Below are 21,711 nucleotides of genomic sequence, written 5' to 3'. Positions count from 1 at the left end.
TGCTGCGGGCTACGCGGGCTCCGCCGACGCTACGGGCGCCGCGGACTCCCCGTGCGCCGCGGGTGCGGCAGGTGCGGCGGGCACGACGGGCGCCGCCGCCCCGGCCGGCTCCTCCGCGAAGCGGGCGTAGACCTCGGGCCGGCGGGTCTTCAGCCGCTGGGCGAGGGCCAGCCCGGCGAGGAAGACGGCGGGCACGAGGGCCACGAGCACGATGTTGACGGTGGTGGAGGCCATGGTGAAGAGGGCCACCTTGGAGACGACCAGGCAGATCGCGACGGCCAGCAGCAGCGCGGCGGCGACGGGCGCGATCAGGGTCCGCCAGGGCCCCTCGTCGTGCCGGACGCGGCGGAAGTAGACGGGTACGGCGATGGCGGCGAGCAGCATCAGGGCCATGAGGCCGATCATGCCCGGGGTGTTCACCCAGAGCAGGAGCTGCTGGTACGGGTCGGCTCCGGCGAGGGCGAAGCCGAGGACGATCACGGCGCCGAGGGCGGTCTGCGCGGCGCCGGCGACGTACGGGGAGCCGTGGCGCGCGTGGACCCGGCCGAGGGCGGCGGGCAGGACGCCCTCCTCCGCGAGGGAGAGCGCGTACCGGTTGATGGCGTTGTGGAAGGCGAGGAGGGAGGCGATGACGCTGGTGACGATGAAGACGTGCATCAGGTCGGCCGCCCAGGGGCCCACGTAGGTGGTGATGGCGGTGAAGAAGAGCCCGGCGGGGTCCTCCGCAGCCGCGGCGAGGACTTCCTCGGATCCGAAGGCCTGGATGACGGTCCAGACGATGAAGGCGTAGAAGAGGCCGAGGAAGGCGACGGCGATGTAGGTGGCGCGCGGGATGGTCCGGTCGGGGTCGCGGGCCTCGCGGCGGTAGATCACGGTGGACTCGAAGCCGGTGAACGCGGCGAAGGCGAAGGCCAGGACGGCCGCGGTGCCGGGGACGAGCACCGCGCCGGGGGCGAAGGAGCCGAGGGAGAGGCCGTGGGCGCCGCCCTCGATGAGCACGCCGCCCGCGAGCAGGACGAGGATCCCGGTCTCGGCGACGAGCAGGACGCCGAGCAGCTTGGCGCCGAAGTCGATGGAGCGGAAGCCGCCGTACCAGATGAGGAGGAGGCCGGCGAGGGAGACGGGCAGCCAGGGGATGTCGAGGCCGGCGAGGGCGTGCCCGGTGTCGGCGGTGGTGGTGCCGAGGAGCCCGTAGACGCCGATCTCCATGCCGTTGTAGCCGATGAGGGCGAGCAGGGCGGCGCCGATGCCGACGCGCTTGCCGAGGCCGCGGGCGATGTAGGCGTAGAAGGCGCCGCCGCTGCGGACGTGGCGGCTCATGGTGGTGAAGCCGACGGCGAAGACGGCGAGGGTGAGGCCGGCGAGGAGGTAGCCGGCGGGGGCGCCGATGCCGCCGAGGAGGATCGCGACGGGGGCGACGCCGGCCATGACGGTCAGCGGGGCGGCGGCGGAGACGACGAAGAAGGAGATGTCGGCCGTACCGAGGGCGCCGTGGCGCAGGTCGGTGGTCGTTCTCGGCGGCTCGGGCGTTTCGGGCATGCGGGAGCACCCTTCTGCGAACGGCAGGCGGCGGGGAATCGAAAACCTAAAGGCTTTCGGTTTGCGGCAATGTAGCCTCCGGTTTTGACGTACGGGAAGACCTGACGGCGGGAGAAATACGATGGCGCGGCCGCGCACCCCACTGCTCGACCGGGAGCGGATCGGCACTGCCGCCCTGCAACTGCTCGCCGAGCAGGGTGAGTTCAGCGTCCCCCAGATCGCCCGGGCACTCGGGGTGCAGACCGGGTCGCTGTATCACCATGTGGACGGGCGGGCCGGGGTGATCGAGCTGATCCGGGAGCGGGTGTGCGCGGGGATCGACGGCGGCACCCTGTCCTCGCCGGAGCCCTGGGACCGGTCCCTGGAGGCCTGGGCCCGCTCGTACCGGGCCGCCTTCGCCGCCTACCCGCGGGCCATCCCGCTGCTGATGACCACCCCGGTACGGGCGCCCGCGGTGCTCGCGCAGTACGAACGGGCGGTCGCCCTCCTGCTGCGGGCCGGCTTCACCGCGGAACAGGTGATGCCGCTGCTCACGGGCCTGGAGAACCTGGTCCTGGGCTCGGCCCTGGACCTCGCGGCCCCGGACGCCATGTGGGAGCCGACCCCGGGCACCCCGCTGCTCGCCCGGGCCCTCGCCGCCCAGGGCCCGGGCCGCGCGGAGGCCGCCTTCGAGGTGGGCCTGACGGCGTTCCTGGCGTACGCGCGGGACCTGCGCGGCGGGGACGCCGCGAGCGGCGCGCGCACGCCAGGAGGTTGAGCAAGTACCCCCGGGCCAGGTGAGTACGCGTACTCACGCGCCGGTCCCGGCATGATCGGAAACTGGGCGCATGACCCGAACCCACGGCCCCACCGGCACCCTCGCCCGCTCCTCGCGCCGGCCCCGGCTCACCCTGGCCCTGACGGCCCTCGCGATGCTGGCGCTCGGCGCGTGCGGCACCGCGAAGGCGACCGGCGGCGGCGAGCCCGCCGCGCCGGCCGCTCCTACCGCCCCGGCCACGCCGGCAGCGGCCGCGAAGCCCATGGGAAGCCTGTCCTCGCCGGCCCTCGCGGGGGTCCGGCGGGACATCGCGGAGATCTGCCCCGCTCCGGGCACCCCCATGGAGGGGCCGCCGAGCCCGCCGCCCGCACCGCCGGGCGTGGAGGCCCCTGAGGGCATGGCCAGGCCGGCCATGCCCACGGCGGGTCCGATGGTGGACCTGGACACGCGCGACTGGTGCGCGGGCGTCCAGCACGAGTCGAACGTCTACCTGACCGTCGAGAAGATCGCGGAACCCAACCCGGCCAAGGTCAGGGCGGCCCTGAACGCCGCCGGCTACCCCGACGAGCGCATCCACGACCTCAAGCAGTCCGGTGCCACCACGCACTTCTTCCTCGACCTCCGCGAGAACGGCGGACGGCTCTGCGTGGAGGGCTCGGTGGGCGGCGGCGAGGAGGCCGCCGTCACGGACAAGTGCGTGGCCCCCGCGACCGGCCCGTTCTCGGCCACCGGGACGCGGTACTGACGCGGCACCGGCCCACCCGGGCCGCCGGACACGCGCCGGGCGCCCGGCGGCGGGACAATGGTGGCGTGGTGGAGTACATAGCCGTGACCGCTCTGAGCCATGTCGGGCTGGTCCGCGAGCACAACGAGGACAGCCTGGTCATCGGACCGTGGACGTTGTGCGGGACCACGACCCGCAGCCCCCAGACGCTGGTCTTCCCCCTCGGCAGACCGCTCGTGGTCGCGGTGGCCGACGGGCTCGGCGGGCAGCCGGCCGGCGAGGTCGCCAGCGAGCTGGTCGTACGGGAACTCGCGCTGCTCGGCCCCACGATGGACGGAGCCGAGGCGGTCGAGGACGCGCTCAACCTCTGCAACCGCGCGGTGCACGGCGCCGCCGCAGGCCGTCCGGAGCTGACCTCGATGGGGACCACGGTCGCGGGGACCCTGGTCATGGCGGAATCGCTGCTGTCGTTCAACGTGGGCGACAGCAAGGTGTTCCACGTGACCGATGACGGACTGCGCCAGATCAGCGTGGACGACAGCCCTCCTCCGCTGCCCGGGCACCGCACGACCTCGGCCGTCACCCAGGCCCTCGGCGGGAGCCGCGCCGAGCACGTCCTGACCCCGCACGTGGCGGCCTTTCCGCTGACCACGGGAGACCGCTACCTGGTGTGCACCGACGGGCTGACCGACCCGGTGCCCGACGAGGTCATCGAGGAGGTGCTGCGGGCGCACGACGACGGCAAGGCCGCCTTCGAGCTGTGGAGGGCCGCCATCGAGGCCGGGGGCCCCGACAACATCACCCTCGCGCTGGTGCGCATCGGCGCCTGAGGTCCCGCCCGGACACCCCCTACTCCAGGGCGGCCGCCTGCTGCCGCTTCGCCTCGTCGTAGGCCTCGCGCGCCCGCTGCACCTCCTCCATCCGCACCCCCGTCCAGAGGGCGAGCGCGCGGACCTGCTCGGCGGCCTCGCGGCCCAGCGGGGTGAGCGAATAGTCGACGCGGGGCGGGATGACGGGCTTGGCGTCCCGGTGCACGAAACCGTCGCGCTCCAGCGTCTGGAGGGTCTGGGTCAGCATCTTCTCGCTCACCTTGGCGACCGTCCCGATCCCCCGGCGCAGTTCGCTGAACCGGTACGAGCGGTCGAGCAGGGCGTCCAGCACGAGGACGCCCCAGCGGCTGGTGACGTGCTCCAGGACCAGCCGGTGCGGGCACATGGCCTCGGCCTGGACCAGCTTCTCGCGCATCTCACTCACTCCCATGCCAGTACCTTACTTCAAAGTGGGTACTGTCGTTTGGTTAGTGTCCGCCGTACGGTGAGTACACAGCCCGGAAACGGGGAGCAAGGCACAGATCCAGGAGTGAACCCGCCATGAGCATCGTCGTCACCGGAGCCACCGGAGCCCTCGGCCGTCTCGTCATCGACGAGCTGCTCGCCCAGGGCATCCCCGCAGGGGAGATCGCCGCGGTCGTCCGCGACAAGGAGAAGGCCGCCCCGCTCGGCGCCCTGGGCGTCGAACTGCGCATCGCCGACTACAGCGCGCCGGAGACCCTCGCCGGGGCCTTCCGCTCCGGCGACCGCGTCCTGCTGATCTCCGGGAGCGAGGTGGGCCAGCGGGTGCCGCAGCACGCCGCGGTGATCGACGCGGCGAAGGGGGCCGGGGTGGCGCAGTTCGCGTACACCGGTGTCCTGGGCGGACCCGACGCGGACTTCGACCTGGCCGCCGAGCACCGGGCGACCGAGGAGCTGATCCTCGCCTCGGGTCTGCCGTACACCTTCCTGCGCAACGGCTGGTACACCGAGAACTACACCCGCAACCTGGCTCCGGTGCTCGCGCACGGAGCGGTCCTCTCCAACGCGGGCGAGGGCCGGGTGGCCTCGGCCGCGCGGGCCGACTACGCGGCGGCGGCCGCGGCCGTACTGACCGGGGAGGGCCACCTCGGCCGCGCGTACGAGCTGAGCGGCGACGTGGCGTGGTCCTTCGCGGAGTACGCGGCGGCGGTGGCGCAGGCCACCGGGCAGGAGATCGCGTACACGGCCGTGGCCCCGGAGGAACACCACGCCGTCCTCACCGGCGCGGGTGTCCCGGCGCCGTTCGCCGCGATCCTGGTCGACGTGGACCTCGCCATCGAGCGCGGCCGCCTGGCCGGCACCTCGGGCGACCTGTCCCGCCTCATCGGCCGCCCCACGACCCCGCTGGCGGTGACGGTCGCGGAGGCGGTGGCGGAGGCACCGAACGCGGGCTGAGCACGGACCCCGAGCCGCCGGAAGCGGCTCGGGGCCTGACTGCGGGCCCTAGGAGATCTTCGTGTGGTTCCAGACCGGCTCGGTGCCGATGGCGGTCCGGTTGCCGAAGCCACCGGTGCCGTTGCCCGCGTTCAGCCACGGCCGGCCCGCCGTGTCACGGGACAGCAGGTCCGCCTTGCCGTCGCCGTTCAGGTCCCCGGCGCCGACGACGTCCTTGTAGCTGCCGCCCCAGTCCTTGAAGACCAGGGCCCGGCTCTTGAAGGTGCCGGTGCCGTTGCCGTTCCCGGTGCCGTTGTAGCGCCACAGCTCGCCGGAGGCGTCGAGGGCGAGCAGGTCGGCCTTGCCGTCGCCGGTGAGGTCACCCGCACCGATGATCTTCTTGTACGTGTTCCAGCCCGGCCCGACCTTGACCCGCGCGGCGAAGCCGCCCGCGCCGTTGTCGGCGTAGAGGTAGAGGGTGCCGGTGGCGGCCTCGCGGGCCAGCAGGTCGGTGCGGCCGTCGCCGGTGAGGTCCCCGGGGGCGGAGAAGGAGTCGTACGCCTTCCAGTCCGAGGCGATCTTCCTGTACGCCGACCCGGGCGACGGGAGCCCGCCGCACACCGGGGTGTACATACGGGCCTCGCCGCCGGGCAGCCGGACGAACACGTCGTTGCAGCGGTCGCCGTTCAGGTCCGCGAAGGGCAGCACCTCGGCGGCCGGGTCCCAGCCGGGCACGGTGAACGGGGCCTTGGTGAGACCCGCTCCCGAGAGGAGCTTGAGGTTGCCCGCGGTCGAGAGCCCGAGGACGTCGGCCTTGCCGTCGCCCGTGAGGTCGCGCCGTACGGGGGGCTTGCGCGGGGTGGTGGCCGTCAGGTACCGGATGGATCGGTCGATGCCTTCGGCATCCGGCTCGTCCTGGCTGAACACCACGAGCGGGCGGCCCTCGTGGTCGAGGGACAGGTCGAAGTACGGGCCGCTCGACGCGCTGAGCAACGTGGGGGTCGCCCAGGTACCGCCCGCGAACGTGGACACCCAGGAACGGCCGTCCCTGTTCCAGGCGACGACCACCGTGCCGTCGGCGGCGCGCACACTGCTCATGGAGTAGGTACCGGCCTCGGAGGCCGGGAAGCGCTGACCCGTCGCCCAGGCCCCCTTGGCCTCCGAGCGCACGCCGTACCAGGGCGACATGGACGCCACACCGACCAGGAAGACGTCACCGTTCGGCAGATCGATCGGCGCCTCGACGCGGGCGATGAAGTTGCCGCCCCCGGTGCCGATGAGCTCGGCCGGGCTCCACGACATGGTACCGGCGGACCGCCGCGCGTAGGACAGTTCGCGCCCGCCCGTCCCCTTCCACACCATGTGGAACCCGCCCTTGGCGCGCGGGAAGAGCTGCACGGCCTGGGGCTCGTCGCCGGTCAGTGCGAGATCGCGCGGGGTGCTCCACTTCGCGGCGCCGGCGGCCTTCTCCGCGGTCTGGTACCGGCGCACCGTGGGGCCGCCGTCCTCGCCCTCGTCCTCGATGAACCAGGACACCAGCGCCGTACCGTCGTTGGCCACCGCGAGGGACACGTCGCCGCCGGCGGAAACCTCCGGCGCGTTCAGAACGACCGGAACCGACCAGATGCCCTGCGCCGTCCGCTCGGAGGCGTAGACCTCGCCCTCCATGAACCATGCGGCGACGACGTGCCCCGAGGCGCTGCCCTCGACGCGGGTGGAGTAGTACCTCTCGAGGCGCTGCACCGCCGAGAACTCCGTGGCGCCCGGCGCGAGCATCGCGGTCCAGGTCGTCCTGTCCTTGGCGGTGGCGAACACCTGGACGGAGCCGTCGGGCAGCGGAGTGAGAGGGCCGAGGCTGTACTCCGCCGACTGGTTGAAGCCCATGGTGATCCAGCCCGTCGCCCCGGCGGGACGCCGCAGCACCCTGTCGCCCGACAAGGCCACCACGGAGCCGTCCTTGAGCGTCATCATGCTGCCGATCGACTGGTTCAGCCGGGTGGGCTTGGTCCACGGACCGAGCTGCGGGGCCGCGGCCGCGGCGGTGGACGCGTCCTGGGCAGGGCCCGGGGTGGCCGTGGCCGCCGTGGGTGCCGCGAGGGCGGCCGGCGAGGCGATCGCGAGCGCGAGGACGGGAGTGAGCGCGGCGCCGAGCATCGCGCGGGAATGCGGAGTCATGAGGAAAAGGCCCCCCCCGGGCGTGAGATGCATCAGATGCGTGAGATCCGTGCAAGGAGGCGCGCAGCCTATATCAGGCCAAGATCGCGACTCTCGGCCGGGCCGCGAAAATTCGTTCGCCCCTCCGGGCAACCGAATCGGCGCGGGTGGTGGTCATGGGGGCGAGGAGGTGCCGATGCAGGCCGAGGAAGAGGCTCAGTTCGAGTCGTTCGTTGCCGCGCGCTGGGTCCATCTGGTCCGGACCGCCTACCTGCTGACGGGTGATCCGCACGACGCGGAGGACGTGACCCAGGCCGCGCTGGCGAAGGCGTACCGCTCGTGGCGGCGCGTGTCGCGCATGGACAGCCCGGAGGCGTACGTCCGCCGGATGCTGGTCACGTGCAACAGCGACCGGTTCCGCAAGCGCCGGGTCGCGGAGCGGCTGACGGCCAGCGTGCCGGACACGTCCGTGGGCGACCAGGACACCGCGTGGGCCGACGAGCGGGGCGCGCTGATGGAGGCGCTGGCCCAACTGCCGGCCCGGCAGCGGGCGGTGGTGGTGATGCGGTACTGGGAGGACCTCTCCGAGGCCGAGACCGCCGACGTACTCGGGTGCTCCCAGGGCACCGTCAAGAGCCAGGCCTCCAAGGCGCTGGCGAAACTGCGCGCCTGGCCCGGACTGGGACGGATCGTGTCGAGGAGCGAGGGGGCGGTCCTGTGAACGGCCAGTACGGCGACGGGCAGGGCGGGCAGGACGGTCGGGGCGGCGAGGAGTTCGAGCTGGACCTGCGGGACTGGATGGCCCGGGGCGCCGAGGCCGTGCGGCCCGCCGCCGTGCCGTATCCGGAGATCGTCCGGCAGGGCCGGGCGGAGCGGCGGGCCCGCCGGCTCGCGGCGGCGGGGGCGGCCCTGGTCGCGCTGGCGGTCGTCCCGGTCACGGCCCTGGTGCTCGCCGGGAACGGCACCGGCGGCGGCCCGGTGGCCGTACCGGTGGCGGACGGCGGCCCCAAGCGGAGCGCGGCGCCCCCGCCCACCCCCCAGGCGCCCCCGGGACCGGCGGCGCCCGCGACACCGGGGCAGCTCGCCGACGGGATCACCTTCCAGGAGGCGGCCGCCGGGCTCGGACTGTGCCTCGCCTACGACCGGCAGCACGCCGATCCGGCGGGGTTCCAGCGGGCGGACCTGGGCAAGGCCACCGACTACCGGATCCTGCTCGCGCAGCGCAGCACCGGCAACGACAACTCCCCCGGGGACGGCCGGTACATCGTCGCCGTCAAGGAGGCCCCGCAGCAGGTCCGGCTCATCTGCCACATCAAGGACGGGCAGGCCAGCGGGCTCAACACCTCCGTGGGCGGCGGCTCGGACCCCGAGGGCGGACCCGTCCGGCCCGACATCAACGGGGGCAAGCTCTACCTGCAGAGGCTGAGCTCCGAAGGCGCGTGGAAGCTCCCCTACCGCTGGGGCAGCATCGGCACCGTCGACCCCGGGGTCGCGCGGGTCACCGTCGGCTACGGCGGCGCGACCGTCGAAGCCGCCCTGGACCACGGCTGGTTCGCCGCGACCGGCGTCCTCGGCCGGTCCGTCACCAAGGCCCCGCGGGTCAAGGGCTACGACGCCCAGGGCAAGCAGGTCTACGACTCCGACCAGGACAAGGGGTACGACACGTCCCTCCCGTAACCGGGAAGGGAGCCGGGTGGAGCCAACAGGCAGGCCCGGAAGAGAACCCGAGCGCGGGGACCGCGCCGCCGTACAGGGGTCGGCGGCGGGGTCCCCGCGCTCGGTCGGTTCCGTGGGTCGGCCCGGTGGATCAGCCCGGTGGATCGGGCCCGTGGATCAGCCCCGTGGATCAGCCCCCGTAGAACAGCTCGTCCACCACGCCCCGCGCCCGGCGGGTGATGCGGCGGTAGTCCTCCAGCATGTCGCCGACCGTGCCCTCCGCGTAGCCGAGGTAGCGGCCGACGGCCGCCAGCTCGCGGGCCTCCGAGGGGAAGGTGTCGCCCGCGCGGCCGCGGACCAGCATCACGGCGTTGCGGACCCGGGTGGCCAGGACCCAGGCCTCGTCCAGGATCTGCGCCTCCTCGGTGGGGATCAGGCCGGCCGCGTGCGCGGCGGCCAGGGCCTCGCGGGTGCGGGTCGTGCGCAGGCCCGGTTCCGCCCAGGCGTGCCGCATCTGGATCAGCTGGACGGTCCACTCGACGTCGCTGAGGCCGCCGCGGCCGAGTTTGGTGTGCAGGGTCGGGTCGGCGCCCCTGGGCAGCCGTTCGGACTCCATCCGGGCCTTGAGGCGCCGGATCTCGCGGGCGGCGTCCTCGCCGATGCCTTCCATCGGGTAGCGCAGCGGGTCGATCAGCTCGATGAAGCGGCGGCCCAGGTCGAGGTCGCCGGCCACCGGTTCGGCACGCAGCAGGGCCTGGGACTCCCAGGTCAGGGACCAGCGGCGGTAGTAGGCGGCGTAGGAGGGCAGGGTGCGGACCAGGGGGCCGGAGCGGCCCTCGGGGCGCAGGTCGGCGTCGATGAGCAGCGGCGGGTCCGCGGTGGGGAGCTGGAGGAGCCTGCGCATTTCGGAGATGACGTGCTGGGCGGCCTTGGCGGCTTCCTGTTCGTCGACGCCCTCGCGCGGCTCGTGGACGAAGAGGACGTCGGCGTCGGATCCGTAGCCGAGCTCGTGGCCGCCGAAGCGGCCGACGCCGATGACGGCGAAGCGGGTGGGCAGGGTGTCGCCCCAGTGGCTCCGGACGGCGGCGCGCAGGGCTCCGGCGACGGTGGCGGCGGTGAGTTCGGAGACGGCGCGGCCGACCCGGTCGACCAGGGCTCCGTGGTCCTCCTCGGCCGGGCTGTCCTCCGTACCGTAGGAGCCGATGATGTCGGCGGCGGTGGTGCGGAACAGTTCGCGGCGCCGGACCCCGCGGGCGGCGGCCACCCCGGCCTCGGGGTTCTCGGCGCGGCCGACGGCGGCGAGGACCTCCTGTTCGAGGGCCTCGTGGGTACGGGGAACCAGGCCTTCGGGGTCGCCCAGCAGGGCCACCGCTTCGGGGGCGCGCAGGAGGAGGTCGGGGGCGAGGCGTCCGGCGGAGAGCACGCGGGCGAGGTTCTCCGCGGCGGCGCCTTCGTCGCGCAGGAGGCGCAGGTACCAGGGGGTGCGGCCGAGGGCGTCGGAGACCTTGCGGAAGTTCAGCAGGCCCGCGTCGGGGTCGGCGGAGTCGGCGAACCAGCCGAGGAGCACGGGCAGCAGGGTGCGCTGGATGGCGGCGGCGCGGGTGACGCCGGAGGCCAGGGCTTCGAGGTGGCGCAGGGCGGCGGCCGGGTCGGCGTACCCGAGGGCTTCGAGGCGCTGGCCGGCGGCGCGCGGGGAGAGCCGGGTCTCGCCGGGGGCGAGCTGGGCCACGGCGTCGAGGAGCGGCCGGTAGAAGATCTTCTCGTGCAGGCGGCGGACGACGGAGGCGTGCCGGCGCCAGGCCTTGCCCAGTTCGGCGACAGGTTCGGTGCGCAGGCCCAGCGAGCGGCCCAGGCGCCGCAGGTCGGCCTCGTCCTCGGGGACGAGGTGGGTGCGGCGCAGCCGGTAGAGCTGGATGCGGTGTTCCATGGCGCGCAGGAAGCGGTACGCGTCGTGGAGTTGGGCGGCGTCGGTACGCCCGACGTAGCCGCCGGCGGCGAGGGCCGTGAGCGCGTCGAGGGTGGTGCCGGAGTGCAGGGTGGCGTCGGAGCGGCCGTGCACGAGCTGGAGGAGCTGGACGGCGAACTCGACGTCGCGCAGGCCGCCGGGGCCGAGTTTCAGCTCGCGGTCGACCTGGGCTGCGGGGATGTTGTCGACGACGCGGCGGCGCATCTTCTGGACGTCGGCGACGAAGTTCTCGCGCTCGGCGGCCTGCCAGACGAGGGGAGTTATGGCGTCGATGTACTCGGCGCCGAGGGCTTCGTCGCCGGCGACGGCGCGGGCCTTGAGGAGGGCCTGGAACTCCCAGGTCTTGGCCCAGCGCTGGTAGTAGGCGAGGTGGGAGGCGAGGGTGCGGACGAGCGGACCGTTTCTGCCCTCGGGGCGGAGGTTGGCGTCGACGGGCCAGATGGTGCCTTCGACGGTGGTCTCGGAGCAGATCCGCATGAGGTGGGAGGCGAGCCGGGTGGCGGCCTGGACGGCCTTGCCCTCGTCGGCGCCGGGGGCCGCGTCGCCGACGAAGATGACGTCGACGTCGGACACGTAGTTGAGCTCGTTGCCGCCGCACTTGCCCATGGCGATGACGGCGAGCCGGCACACGGCCGCGTCCTCGGGGGCGGCGGCGGTCGCGATGCGCAGGGCCGCGCGGAGGGTGGCGGTGGCCAGGTCGGCGAGTTCGGCGGCGGTCTGGGCCACGTCTATGGTCCCGCAGACGTCGCGGGCGGCGATGGAGAGCAGGCAGCGGCGGTAGGCGACGCGCAGGGTGACGGGGTCGTGGGCGCCGGCCAGCCCGCTCTCGAACTCGGGCAGTCCGGGGTGCAGATCGGCGGCCTCGTAGGTGACGAGGGCCTGCCAGTCCCGGGGATGGCGGGCGAGGTGGTCGCCGAGGGCCTCGGAGGCGCCGAGCACGCCGAGGAGGCGGTCGCGCAGGGGTTTGGCGCTGACGAGGGTGTCGAGGAGGACGGGCAGTTCCTCGGGGGCCTGCGCCTCGGCGATGCGGACCAGCCCGAGGAGGGCGAGGTCGGGATCGGCGGTGGCCCCCAGCGCGTCGAGGAGCACCGGATCGGCGCGTACGGCGGCCAGCGCGTCGGTGTCGAGCAGCCGGGCGGCGGCCGAGGGGTCGGTGAACCCGCTGCGCAGCAGCCGGCTGAAGGTACTGCTCCTGCGTCCCGGGACTGTCATCCCGCCGCCTCCCGCGTACGTCGGCCTGCCCTTGCCTCTGCCCTGGCCGGGCGGCTTCGCGGGGTCTCGCCCGCCTTCGGCGGGTTTCGCCGTCGGCAGGGCCGCGCTTCCGCCCGGGGAGAGCCTAGCCGGAGCAGGCGTTCGACTCACCGCATCCCCAATGGGGCGTATTGTCAGATTTTTGGCACACTTGCGCCGCAATGGGGCCCGTTCCCCGCCCACCGGCCCGGAGGACCCCGATGCACGACCCCGAACGCCCCGCCGAGGAACCGTCCGCCCGGCGGGACGACGGCCCCGGTGGCGGCCCCGGCGACAGCCCCGGTGGCGGCCCGTCCGGAGACCCTGCCGGGCCGGGCGCCCGCACCCGGGGCGCCGGGGGCACCCGCGCCGAGACGCGTACCCGGCGGGCCCGCGCCCTGGCCCGCAGGCGGCGCGGGCGGGTCGGCAGGGCCGTCGGGGCCGGTGCGGCGGCCGCCGCCGTCGGGGCGATGCTGCTCTGGGGGAACGGGGCTCTCGACGCCCTCACCCACCCCGGCGGCGGCGGCAAGGCGGCGGGCTCCGCTTCCGGAGCCGCCGACCCGGCGGCCCTCACGGGCGCCGGCCGGGTGCTCCAGGTCCTGGCGCACCCCGACGACGACCTCTACTTCATGAACCCGGACCTGCGCTATTCCATAGCGGCGGGCCATCCCGTCACCTCGGTCTACCTCACCTCGGGCGAGGCCGACGGAATCAACGCGCGCGCGGCCGAGGTGGCCGTCACCCCGCCCGACAAGGCCGCCTACGCCGAGGCCCGCCAGAACGGCATCCGCTCCGCCTACGCGCAGATGGCCACCGGCGACAAGGACAGCCCCTGGAAGCGCACGGCCGTGGCGACCGCGGGCGGCGGCCGCGCCGAGATCGACGTCCTCACGGCGAAGCCGGAGGTCAATCTCGTCTGGCTGCAGATGCGCGAGGCCGGCCACGTCTGGGCGCCCCGGCCCGACAGCCTGCACGGCCTCTGGGACGGCACGGTCCCCCGGCTGGAGTCGATGCTCGCCTCCGGAAGCCCGGTCAAGCAGCAGTTCACCTACACGAAGGACCAGGTCGTACGGACCCTCGTCGACATCCTGAAGCGGTACGGGCCGACCACCGTCCGCTCCCAGGACCCGACGCCCGGCCGGTACCCCGACGGTGGCAGGCACTACACGGACCATCAGGACCACTTCTACGGGGCCCGCTTCGTCCAGGTCGCCCTCGGCGCCTACGCGAAGGAGGTCAAGGACCGCCCGCACTTCTCCGTGCAGAACTACCTCGGCTACTTCAACGGCTGGCTCCCCAACGCCCTCGGCCCGGACGAGGCCAAGGCCAAACTGGACATCCTGGACACGTACGCGTGGACCGACCGGCAGAACCACTGCGGCAGCCCCGCCGGCTGCGGGGACCTGAAGGTCGCCGACAACCCGGCCGGCCACCACTGGAGCTCCTCCATCAACTACGCCCGCGGCACCGCCACCTCCTGGCTGGCCTCCGACAAGGAGCACGGGCTGTGGGCGTTCAAGGTGCTCGACGGGCAGCTCGCCCTCTGGCACCGCACCGGCCCGCTCGGCGCCTGGAGGGGGCCCCGGCTGCTCCCCGAACCCGCCGGCACCGCCATGGACCAGGGCGTCTCCACCGTGACCCTGGCCGACGGCAGGATCGCCGCCTTCGGCACCCGCACCTCCTTCGGCGCCCGGCCCGCCGACTACCGGCGCGAGGTCGTCTTCACGGTGCAACGGGCTCCCGGATCGGAGGAGTTCGGGGACTGGACGGTGCTCGGCACCCCGGAGACCTCCGACGAGAACTGGACCTCCGACATCAGCGCGCCCGCGGTGGCCCTCGACGGCTCCGGGCAGCTCGCGGTCTACGTGCGCGACGGCGCGTACACCCTGCGCGGGCGGGTGCAGTCCCCCACGGGCGCCTGGGGCCCGTGGGACCGGTACGGCGGCTCCGACCTGCACGGCAGCCCGGTCGCCGCGACCGACGCCGCCGGACGGCGCGTGGTCCTCTCCGCGACCACCAGGACCGTACTGGGCTGGTCCCAGCCGAAGGCCGGCGCCCCGCTCGGCCGCGCCACCGCGACCGGTCTGCCGGCGCCGGCGCTGCCGATCACGGCGCAGAGCCGGGAGGACGGCGTACGGCTGTGGTTCCGCAAGCCGGACTCCGGCGGGATCGCCACCGCCCTGTTCACCGGCGCCGGCGGGCTGCAGGTGACCGGCCTCACCGACCTGGGCGGGCAGGCGGGCTTCGGCTCGGTGACGGCGAGCGGCCCCCTGCTGGCCGGGCGGGCGGCGGGAGGCCGGCTGGGCTCGGACATCGGCCCGGGCCGGGCCTGGGAGGGGTCCGCGCTGATGTTCGTCGGGGCGCCCTCCTCGACGCTGGACGGGAAGAGCACCGTGAACCTGGCGGTCATGGGGCTGGACGGGCGGCTGTACGTGACCTCGTCGGCGGACGACCCGAACGCACACCTGGCACCGTGGCAGCCGGTGGGGCCGCCGAACGGCGCGCCCTGACCACCCCGGCAGGAGAGACCGGCCGGAGAGACCGGTGAGGACCAGGACCGATCAACGCCCCCCACGGGGGCGTTTTTTGGTGGGCGCACGCGCGTGATGTCCGTCACGTAGGAAACGCCCGGCGGCCGCACACGGGGCCGCCGTTTCGACAAATCGGAATTCATGGCGATCCGAGTGAACCAACTTGCCCGAATTGGACTCTCACTGACTGTCCGATAGCTTCACCCGGTTCTTCCTGCCGAACGACCTCAAGGCGACGCAACCCATGGCCGTATCCCGCCGACGCTTCCTCCTCGCGACCGTGGTCCCGATGCTGACCATCGGGGTCACCGGCGCGCTCGCCGTTGCCTCCGGCCAGCAGACCGCGGCCGAGGCCGTCCCCGGATCCGGCCCCGCGTCCACCGCCCCGGTGAGCGCCACCGGCGGATCGATCGTCCAGATCGTCGCCCACCCCGACGACGACCTGTTCTTCATGAACCCCGACATCATCCGCTCCCTGGGGGCGGGGACCCCGCTCACCAGCCTGTACCTCACCTCCGGCGAGGCCGACGGCCGCAACCAGGCCAACGGCGGCGCGGCCAAGGACCCGGCGCAGCCCGCCGACCGCGCCCACTACGCGGAGGCCCGGCAGAACGGCATACGCTCCGCCTACGCGCAGATGGTCACCGGCGACCGCACCAGCCCGTGGCGCCGTACGGTCGTCCCCACCGCGGGCGGCGGCAACGCCGAGCTCGACGTCCTCATAGCGAAGCCGCAGGTCAACCTGGTCTGGCTGCAGATGCGCGAGGCCCGCGCCCCGCTCGCCGACAGCCCGGACAGCCTGCGCGGCCTGTGGAACGGCCGGATACGGACGATCACCCCGCAGCTCAGCGCCGGCTCCCCGGTCAAGATGCCGCCCAAGTACACCAAGGACCAGGTCATAGCGGCGATATCGGGGATCCTGGAGCGGTACAAGCCGACGACGATACGGATGCAGGACCCGTCGCCGGGCCGCTACCCCGGCACCGGCCGGCTCACCGACCATCAGGACCACATGTACGGGGCGCGGTTCGCGCAGGCCGCGGCCGCCTCGTACGCCGCGCGGGTCCCGGTCGGCAAGCGGCCCCGCTTCACGGTGCAGAACTACGTCGGCTACCACAACGGCTCCCTGCCGCACGCGCTGGACCCGCAGACGACCCAGGCGAAGCTCACCTACCTGAAGACGTACGCCTGGCAGGACCGGCAGAACTACTGCGGCTCGCCCTCCGGCTGCGGCGACCGCAAGGTCGCGGGCAGCCCGACCGGCCACAACTGGGCCCAGTCGCTGCGGTACGCGCGCGGCGACCACTCCTCCTGGCTGGTGCAGGGCACGACCGGCCGGCTGTACGCCTTCGGCGTCCTCGACGGCCAGATGGCCGTCTGGAACCGCGGGGCCGGCACCGGCGCCGGCGCCGCCTGGCACGGCCCGGCGCTGCTGCCGGGCACCGGCATCGACCCGGGTGCCACCACCGCGCGCCTCCCCGACGGGCGCGTCGCCGTCTTCGCGACCCGCACCGTCATCGGCAGCCGGCCGCAGGACTACCTCCGCGAGATCGTCTACGCCGCCCAGTCCGTGGCCGGCGGCCCGTTCGGGGCGTGGGTTTCCCTCGGCACCCCGGAGCCCAAGGACGATCCCGGCACCTCCGCGATCAGCGCGCCCTCGGCCGTCGCCGGCCCGGACGGGCTGCTGACGGTGTACGTCCGCGACTCCCGGCGCACCCTGCGCGCCCGCACCCAGGGGCCCTCGGGCTCCTTCGGCGCCTGGCAGCAACTGGGGGGCGCAGACGTGCAGTCCGACCCGGTGACGGCCATCGACTCCGCCGGGCGCCGCCACGTCTACGCCGCCACCACCCAGTCGGTGCTGGCCTGGATCCAGCCCGCCCCGGGCGCGCCCCTGGCCGGCCCCTTCCCGACCGGGCTCCCCGCCACCACCGTCCCGCTGACCGCCGCCCCGGAGGGGGCGGGTGTCCGCCTGTACTTCCGCCGCCCCGACTCCGGGGTCGTCCGCACGGCCCTGGTCACGGCGGCGCCGGGCGCCCCGAAGCCCACCGTCTCCAGCGTCACGGAGACCGGCGGCCGGGCGGGTTACGGCGCGGTGGGCGTGGCGGGCCGCCTCCTGTCGGGCCGCGCCGACCAGGGCACGGTCGCCACGACGGGGCTCGGCGGCCCGCCGGCGTGGACGGAGTCCCAGATGCTCTACGCGGGCGCCCCGGCGGGCATCCAGGAACCGGGCGGCGCGACGACCGTCGCGGTCCTCGGCCTGGACGCCGAACTCCACGTCGCCACCCCCACCGCCACCCCGAACCGCGCCGCCTGGCACCGCGCGGTACCTCAGGCGTAGGCGGGGGCGGGCCCGGGGGATCCGCCCCACGGGCCCGGGGAGCCGCCCCACGGGCACCGGGAGCCGCCCCACGGGCACCGGGAGCCGCCCTACGGGCACCGGGAGCGGCCCCACGGGCACGGGCCGGGCCCCCGGTGCGAAGATGGCCCCGGTTGCTCACACACTCCGCCGTGCGGGTAAGCCGAGGAGGAGCACCCATGTCGGCCGACCCGCCGGACACCCGCGGATCTCGCGCGTCGCTGCTGCGCCGCCCCGCGGCCGGCCCGCTCGCCTCGCTCGCGGTGCTGGGCGCGGGGGCCGCGTACCTCTGGGGCACCAACCCGCACGAGCCGGGCCACTGGCTTCCCCGCTGCCCCTTCAACTGGCTGACGGGACTGCTCTGCCCGGCCTGCGGTGCCACCCGGATGTGTTTCGACATCCTGCACGGCGACTTCGCCGCGGCCCTCCACGACAACGCGGTGCTGTTCCTGCTGGGCCTGCCGCTCGCCCTCTTCCTCCACGCCCGCTGGTTCACCGAAGGCCTGCGCGGGCGGACGTACCATCCGGCGATCGGAATCCGGGGACAGGCGGCCGTCCTTGGGGTGGCACTGACCTGGACGGTTGTCCGCAATACCGTCATGTGATCACAGGTTGATCACGTCGGAGTCCGCAGGGCAACCATGCACAGCCGTCGCGGGTCAGTCATTCCGCTACGACCCGAGGGTCGCAGCACACGTCCCCGCTTACAGCAGTGCACAAGGAGCTTTCGCATGTCCCAGAACTTCGCCCCGAACGGTCAGCAGTACTCCGAGAAGTCCAAGGTGACGGCCGGTCTGCTGCAGATCTTCCTCGGCGGCTTCGGCATCGGCCGCTTCTACACCGGCCACACCGGCATGGCCATCGCCCAGCTGCTCACCTGCGGCGGCCTCGGCTTCTGGGCCCTGATCGACGGCATCCTGTTCCTGGTCAAGAACGACCGCACCGACAGCCAGGGCCGCGTGCTGCGCGGCTGACGTGCACCGTCACGTCGTGCGGCCGGCCCCCTCGAGACCCGAGGAGGCCGGCCGCAGGCCTCTTCCGGCGCTTACAGCACCGGCATCATCTTGCGGAGTTCGAAGGCCGTGACCTCGCTCCGGTATTCCTCCCACTCCTGCTTCTTGTTGCGCAGGAAGAAGTCGAAGACGTGCTCGCCGAGGGTTTCGGCGACCAGTTCGCTCTTCTCCATCAGGGCGATGGCCTCGCCGAGGTTCTGCGGGAGGGGTTCGATGCCCATCGCGCGGCGTTCGGCGTCGGAGAGGGCCCAGACGTCGTCGTCGGCGCCGGCCGGGAGTTCGTAGCCCTCCTCGATGCCCTTGAGGCCCGCGGCCAGCAGGACGGCGTACGTCAGGTACGGGTTGGCGCCCGAGTCGATCGAGCGGACCTCCACGCGGGAGGAGCCCGTCTTGCCCGGCTTGTACATCGGCACGCGGATCAGGGCCGAACGGTTGTTGTGGCCCCAGCAGATGTACGAGGGGGCCTCGCCGCCGGAGCCGGCGGTGCGCGAGGAGCCGCCCCAGATGCGCTTGTAGGAGTTGACCCACTGGTTGGTCACGGCGGCCGTCTCCGCCGCGTGCTTGAGCAGGCCCGCGATGAAGGAGCGGCCGACCTTGGAGAGCTGGTACTCGGCGCCCGACTCGTAGAAGGCGTTGCGGTCGCCCTCGAAGAGGGAGAGGTGGGTGTGCATGCCCGAACCGGGGTACTCCGAGAAGGGCTTCGGCATGAAGGTGGCCTGGACGCCCTGCTCCAGCGCGACCTGCTTCATGACCAGGCGGAAGGTCATGATGTTGTCGGCCGTCGAGAGGGCGTCGGCGTAGCGCAGGTCGATCTCCTGCTGGCCCGGGGCGCCCTCGTGGTGGCTGAACTCGACCGAGATGCCCATGGATTCGAGCATGGTGATCGCCTGGCGGCGGAAGTCCATGCCGACGTTCTGCGGAGTGTGGTCGAAATAGCCCGAGTTGTCCGCCGGGGTGGGCCGGGTGCCGTCCAGCGGCTTGTCCTTCAGCAGGAAGAACTCGATCTCCGGGTGGGTGTAGAAGGTGAAGCCCAGGTCGGAGGTCTTGTTCAGGATGCGCTTGAGGACGTACCGCGGGTCCGCGTAGGAGGGCGAGCCGTCCGGCATCAGGATGTCGCAGAACATCCGCGCCGTTCCGGGGGCCTCCGCGCGCCACGGCAGTATCTGGAAGGTGCTCGGGTCCGGCTTGGCGATCATGTCGGACTCGTAGACCCGCGCGAATCCCTCGATGGCCGAGCCGTCGAACCCGATGCCCTCGTCAAAGGCCTGTTCCAGCTCCGCCGGCGCGACCGCTACGGACTTCAGGAAGCCCAGCACGTCGGTGAACCACAGGCGCACGAAGCGGATGTCGCGCTCCTCGAGCGTCCGGAGGACGAATTCCTGCTGCTTGTCCATGGCTTCATCCTCGCAGTTCAGGCGGCCTGTGCACCACTGCCGCGAGGGCAGGGGCACAGTCGGGCCGGCCCAGTATCGCCAGCGGTGGTTTCCGCCAGATTACGCACCCCGGAAAGCCGGTGGCACCCCCGGACTGACCTTGGGCCGGTCATGAGCATTACCATCGGCGCCCATGGGGGGCCATGCGCGGGACGAGCAGGGACGTCGGAGACGTCCGCTCCTCCGGCGTGCCGTCCTCCTGATGGCCTTCGGGGTGCTGGCCGGTACGGCCTTCCTGTGCCGGGCCGCCTCCGCCGGGGATCCGGCCGCCGCCGTCCCGGGCGTACGCGCCGGGCACGCGGCCCACGCCCCCGGTGCGCACCGCGCCGTCTGCGCGGCGCCGTACGACCGGCCCGGCTGCTCCCCGCTCTCGCACGTACTCCCCGGCCTGCTGCCCCCGGCTCCGCCCGCGGTCCTGATGGCCGGCGGGGCGCCCGCGCCCGCCGTGCGGCCCGGCCCGGCGCGGGGGATCCGGCCCCCTTCGGCGCTCGCGCGCGGCCCCGACCTGTACGCCCTCCAGGTGCAGCGGACCTGACCGGTCCCGGTCCGGCGGCACCCAGGCAGCGCGTTCTCCACCCCACCCCCCTCAGCAAAAGGATTCAGGGCCATGGCCAGCAGGAAGTCCGAAACCAACACCTCCCGTCAGGCGCGGATAGCCGAGATGCGGCGCGCCGACCAGTCGCGCGACCGGCGCAACAAGGCCATCGCGATCACCGCGTCGGCCGCCATCGTCACCGGGCTCATCGGCTTCGGCGCCTGGGTGATGGTCGACCAGCAGAACAAGAAGGAAGCCGACGAGGCCAAGCGCAAGGCGCCGGTGGCCGGTGAGCAGAGCTGGGACGCCGCGAAGCTCGGCCGCAAGCACGTCGAGACCCCGGTGAAGTACGAGATGACCCCGCCGGTCGGCGGGGACCACAACCCCCGCTGGATGAACTGCAACGGCGACGTCTACAAGAACCCGATTCCCGAGATCAACGCCGTGCACTCGCTGGAGCACGGCGCCGTGTGGGTGACGTACAACGAGAAGGCCGCCCCCGCCGACGTCGAGAAGCTCGCCGGCACCGTGGCCAAGCGCCCGTACACGCTGATGAGCCCCGTCAAGGAGCAGGCGGGCGCGATCATGCTCAGCGCGTGGGGCAAGCAGCTGACCGTGGACACGGCGGACGACGCCCGCGTGGCGGCGTTCCTCACCAAGTACGTGCAGGGCCCGCAGACCCCCGAGCCGGGTGCGGCCTGCACGAACGGGCTGGCCGAGAAGTGACCCGTACGGCCGCCAAGGGCTCCGCGTCCCGTACGTACTGGGTCGCGGGCTCGGCCGTCGGCCTGGCGCTGCTCTTCGCGGTGGGGGCCACGGTCGCCACCGCGGGGGGAGCCGATTCCGCCCCCGAGGCCTCCCGTACGCCGGGGCTCTACTCGGCCGACGCGGGCTTCGCCCGGGACATGGCCGTCCACCACCAGCAGGCGGTGGAGATGTCCTTCATCGTGCGCGACCGCACCAAGGACGAGCCGGTACGGGTCCTCGCCTACGACATCGCCAACACCCAGGCCAACCAGCGCGGCATGCTGCTGGGCTGGCTCGACCTGTGGGGGCTGCCGAAGGTCGTGGCGGACGAGCCGCCGATGTCCTGGATGGGCACCGGCGGCGCGGAGCACGGCATGGAGGGCCACGCCATGGGCGGGGCCGTCACCAAGCCCGGCGCGCTGATGCCCGGCATGGCCACCAAGGAGGACCTGGCCCGGCTCGGCTCCGCCGAGGGCCGGGACGCCGAGGTGCTCTACCTGCGCCTGATGACCGACCACCACAAGGGGGGCGTCGCCATGGCCGAGGGATGCGCCGCCCAGTGCGCGAACCCGGCCGAGCGGGCCCTGGCCCAGGGCATGGTGGAGGCCCAGCAGTCGGAACTCCAGCTGATGGCCGACATGCTGAAGCAACGCGGAGCGGGCTGACCCGTGGCCGGAGCGCCGACCCGCCCCAGCCCTTCCGACGCTTGAGCACCGGACCCCGGGGCGCAGCCCCGCGGGGTCGGGGGCGCAGCCCCACGGGGTCCGGGGCACAGCCCCACGGGGTCCGGGGCACAGCCCCACGGGGTCCGGGGCACAGCCCCACGGGGTCCGGGGCACAGCCCC

General features: G+C 73.5%; 18 protein-coding genes. 13 read left to right on the top strand and 5 right to left on the bottom strand.

Annotated elements, in window-relative coordinates:
- Positions 1-9 precede the first annotated feature (9 nt).
- Positions 10-1,539 carry an APC family permease gene (locus tag ACWCP2_RS18735; RefSeq protein WP_450909682.1) on the bottom strand — a complete coding sequence of 510 codons (1,530 nt, stop codon included), beginning with the start codon at positions 1,537-1,539 and terminating at the stop codon, positions 10-12.
- 121 nt (positions 1,540-1,660) lie between these two features.
- Here ACWCP2_RS18735 and ACWCP2_RS18730 point away from each other — a divergent pair, with 121 nt between their 5' ends.
- From ACWCP2_RS18730 to ACWCP2_RS18720, 3 genes are all read left to right on the top strand, one after another.
- The gene (locus tag ACWCP2_RS18730) at positions 1,661-2,296 is read left to right on the top strand and encodes a TetR/AcrR family transcriptional regulator C-terminal domain-containing protein (RefSeq protein WP_450909681.1); all 636 of its coding nucleotides are present in this window, start codon (positions 1,661-1,663) and stop codon (positions 2,294-2,296) included.
- A gap of 70 nt (positions 2,297-2,366) precedes the next feature.
- Positions 2,367-3,041, top strand: a complete 675-nt coding sequence (locus ACWCP2_RS18725) for a hypothetical protein (protein ID WP_450909680.1) — start codon at positions 2,367-2,369, stop codon at positions 3,039-3,041.
- Positions 3,042-3,109: 68 nt separating this feature from the next.
- Entirely contained in the window at positions 3,110-3,850 is a 741-nt protein-coding gene (locus ACWCP2_RS18720) for a PP2C family protein-serine/threonine phosphatase (RefSeq protein WP_450909754.1), read from the top strand.
- Positions 3,851-3,869: 19 nt separating this feature from the next.
- On the opposite strand, the gene ACWCP2_RS18715 is transcribed toward ACWCP2_RS18720, so the two are convergent.
- Entirely contained in the window at positions 3,870-4,280 is a 411-nt protein-coding gene (locus ACWCP2_RS18715) for a winged helix-turn-helix transcriptional regulator (RefSeq protein ID WP_450909679.1), read from the bottom strand.
- 110 nt (positions 4,281-4,390) lie between these two features.
- Here ACWCP2_RS18715 and ACWCP2_RS18710 point away from each other — a divergent pair, with 110 nt between their 5' ends.
- Positions 4,391-5,266 (top strand): SDR family oxidoreductase, encoded by an 876-nt coding sequence (locus ACWCP2_RS18710; protein ID WP_450909678.1) that lies wholly within the window; start codon positions 4,391-4,393, stop codon positions 5,264-5,266.
- Positions 5,267-5,314: 48 nt separating this feature from the next.
- Here ACWCP2_RS18710 and ACWCP2_RS18705 read toward each other — a convergent pair whose 3' ends face one another.
- A complete protein-coding gene (locus ACWCP2_RS18705; protein ID WP_450909677.1) occupies positions 5,315-7,420 on the bottom strand; it encodes an FG-GAP repeat domain-containing protein in 2,106 nt (701 codons plus the stop codon).
- 175 nt (positions 7,421-7,595) lie between these two features.
- On the opposite strand from ACWCP2_RS18705, the gene ACWCP2_RS18700 reads away from it, so the two are divergent.
- Together ACWCP2_RS18700 and ACWCP2_RS18695 are read left to right on the top strand one after the other, a co-directional pair.
- Positions 7,596-8,120, top strand: coding sequence for a SigE family RNA polymerase sigma factor (locus ACWCP2_RS18700; protein ID WP_450909676.1), 525 nt, complete (start codon positions 7,596-7,598; stop codon positions 8,118-8,120).
- A complete protein-coding gene (locus ACWCP2_RS18695; RefSeq protein WP_450909675.1) occupies positions 8,117-9,076 on the top strand; it encodes a hypothetical protein in 960 nt (319 codons plus the stop codon). Before ACWCP2_RS18700 ends, ACWCP2_RS18695 begins: the two co-directional genes overlap by 4 nt.
- Before the next feature lie 169 nt (positions 9,077-9,245).
- On the opposite strand, the gene ACWCP2_RS18690 is transcribed toward ACWCP2_RS18695, so the two are convergent.
- Positions 9,246-12,233: a bifunctional [glutamine synthetase] adenylyltransferase/[glutamine synthetase]-adenylyl-L-tyrosine phosphorylase gene (locus ACWCP2_RS18690; RefSeq protein WP_450909674.1), complete on the bottom strand. Its 2,988-nt coding sequence runs from the start codon at positions 12,231-12,233 to the stop codon at positions 9,246-9,248.
- Between the two features lie 239 nt (positions 12,234-12,472).
- Here ACWCP2_RS18690 and ACWCP2_RS18685 point away from each other — a divergent pair, with 239 nt between their 5' ends.
- The 4 genes from ACWCP2_RS18685 to ACWCP2_RS18670 all read left to right on the top strand — a co-directional run bounded on the left by ACWCP2_RS18685 (position 12,473) and on the right by ACWCP2_RS18670 (position 18,112).
- Positions 12,473-14,761, top strand: a complete 2,289-nt coding sequence (locus ACWCP2_RS18685; protein WP_450909673.1) for a PIG-L family deacetylase — start codon at positions 12,473-12,475, stop codon at positions 14,759-14,761.
- 265 nt (positions 14,762-15,026) lie between these two features.
- The gene (locus ACWCP2_RS18680) at positions 15,027-17,120 is read left to right on the top strand and encodes a PIG-L family deacetylase (protein ID WP_450909672.1); all 2,094 of its coding nucleotides are present in this window, start codon (positions 15,027-15,029) and stop codon (positions 17,118-17,120) included.
- A 197-nt stretch (positions 17,121-17,317) separates the two neighbouring features.
- A complete protein-coding gene (locus ACWCP2_RS18675; protein WP_450909671.1) occupies positions 17,318-17,743 on the top strand; it encodes a DUF2752 domain-containing protein in 426 nt (141 codons plus the stop codon).
- Positions 17,744-17,869: 126 nt separating this feature from the next.
- A complete protein-coding gene (locus ACWCP2_RS18670; RefSeq protein WP_450909670.1) occupies positions 17,870-18,112 on the top strand; it encodes a TM2 domain-containing protein in 243 nt (80 codons plus the stop codon).
- Between the two features lie 71 nt (positions 18,113-18,183).
- Here ACWCP2_RS18670 and glnA read toward each other — a convergent pair whose 3' ends face one another.
- Entirely contained in the window at positions 18,184-19,545 is a 1,362-nt protein-coding gene (glnA, locus tag ACWCP2_RS18665; RefSeq protein ID WP_266877237.1) for a type I glutamate--ammonia ligase, read from the bottom strand.
- A gap of 241 nt (positions 19,546-19,786) precedes the next feature.
- On the opposite strand from glnA, the gene ACWCP2_RS18660 reads away from it, so the two are divergent.
- From ACWCP2_RS18660 to ACWCP2_RS18650, 3 genes are all read left to right on the top strand, one after another.
- Entirely contained in the window at positions 19,787-20,119 is a 333-nt protein-coding gene (locus ACWCP2_RS18660; protein WP_450909669.1) for a hypothetical protein, read from the top strand.
- 72 nt (positions 20,120-20,191) lie between these two features.
- The gene (locus tag ACWCP2_RS18655) at positions 20,192-20,845 is read left to right on the top strand and encodes a DUF3105 domain-containing protein (protein ID WP_450909668.1); all 654 of its coding nucleotides are present in this window, start codon (positions 20,192-20,194) and stop codon (positions 20,843-20,845) included.
- Positions 20,842-21,531, top strand: a complete 690-nt coding sequence (locus tag ACWCP2_RS18650) for a DUF305 domain-containing protein (RefSeq protein ID WP_450909667.1) — start codon at positions 20,842-20,844, stop codon at positions 21,529-21,531. The genes ACWCP2_RS18655 and ACWCP2_RS18650 overlap by 4 nt, the downstream gene beginning before the upstream one ends.
- The last annotated feature ends 180 nt before the right edge of the window (positions 21,532-21,711 follow it).

Source organism: Streptomyces sp. NPDC002104 (genome assembly GCF_053593795.1).
This window is presented reverse-complemented; position numbering and strand designations above follow the sequence as displayed.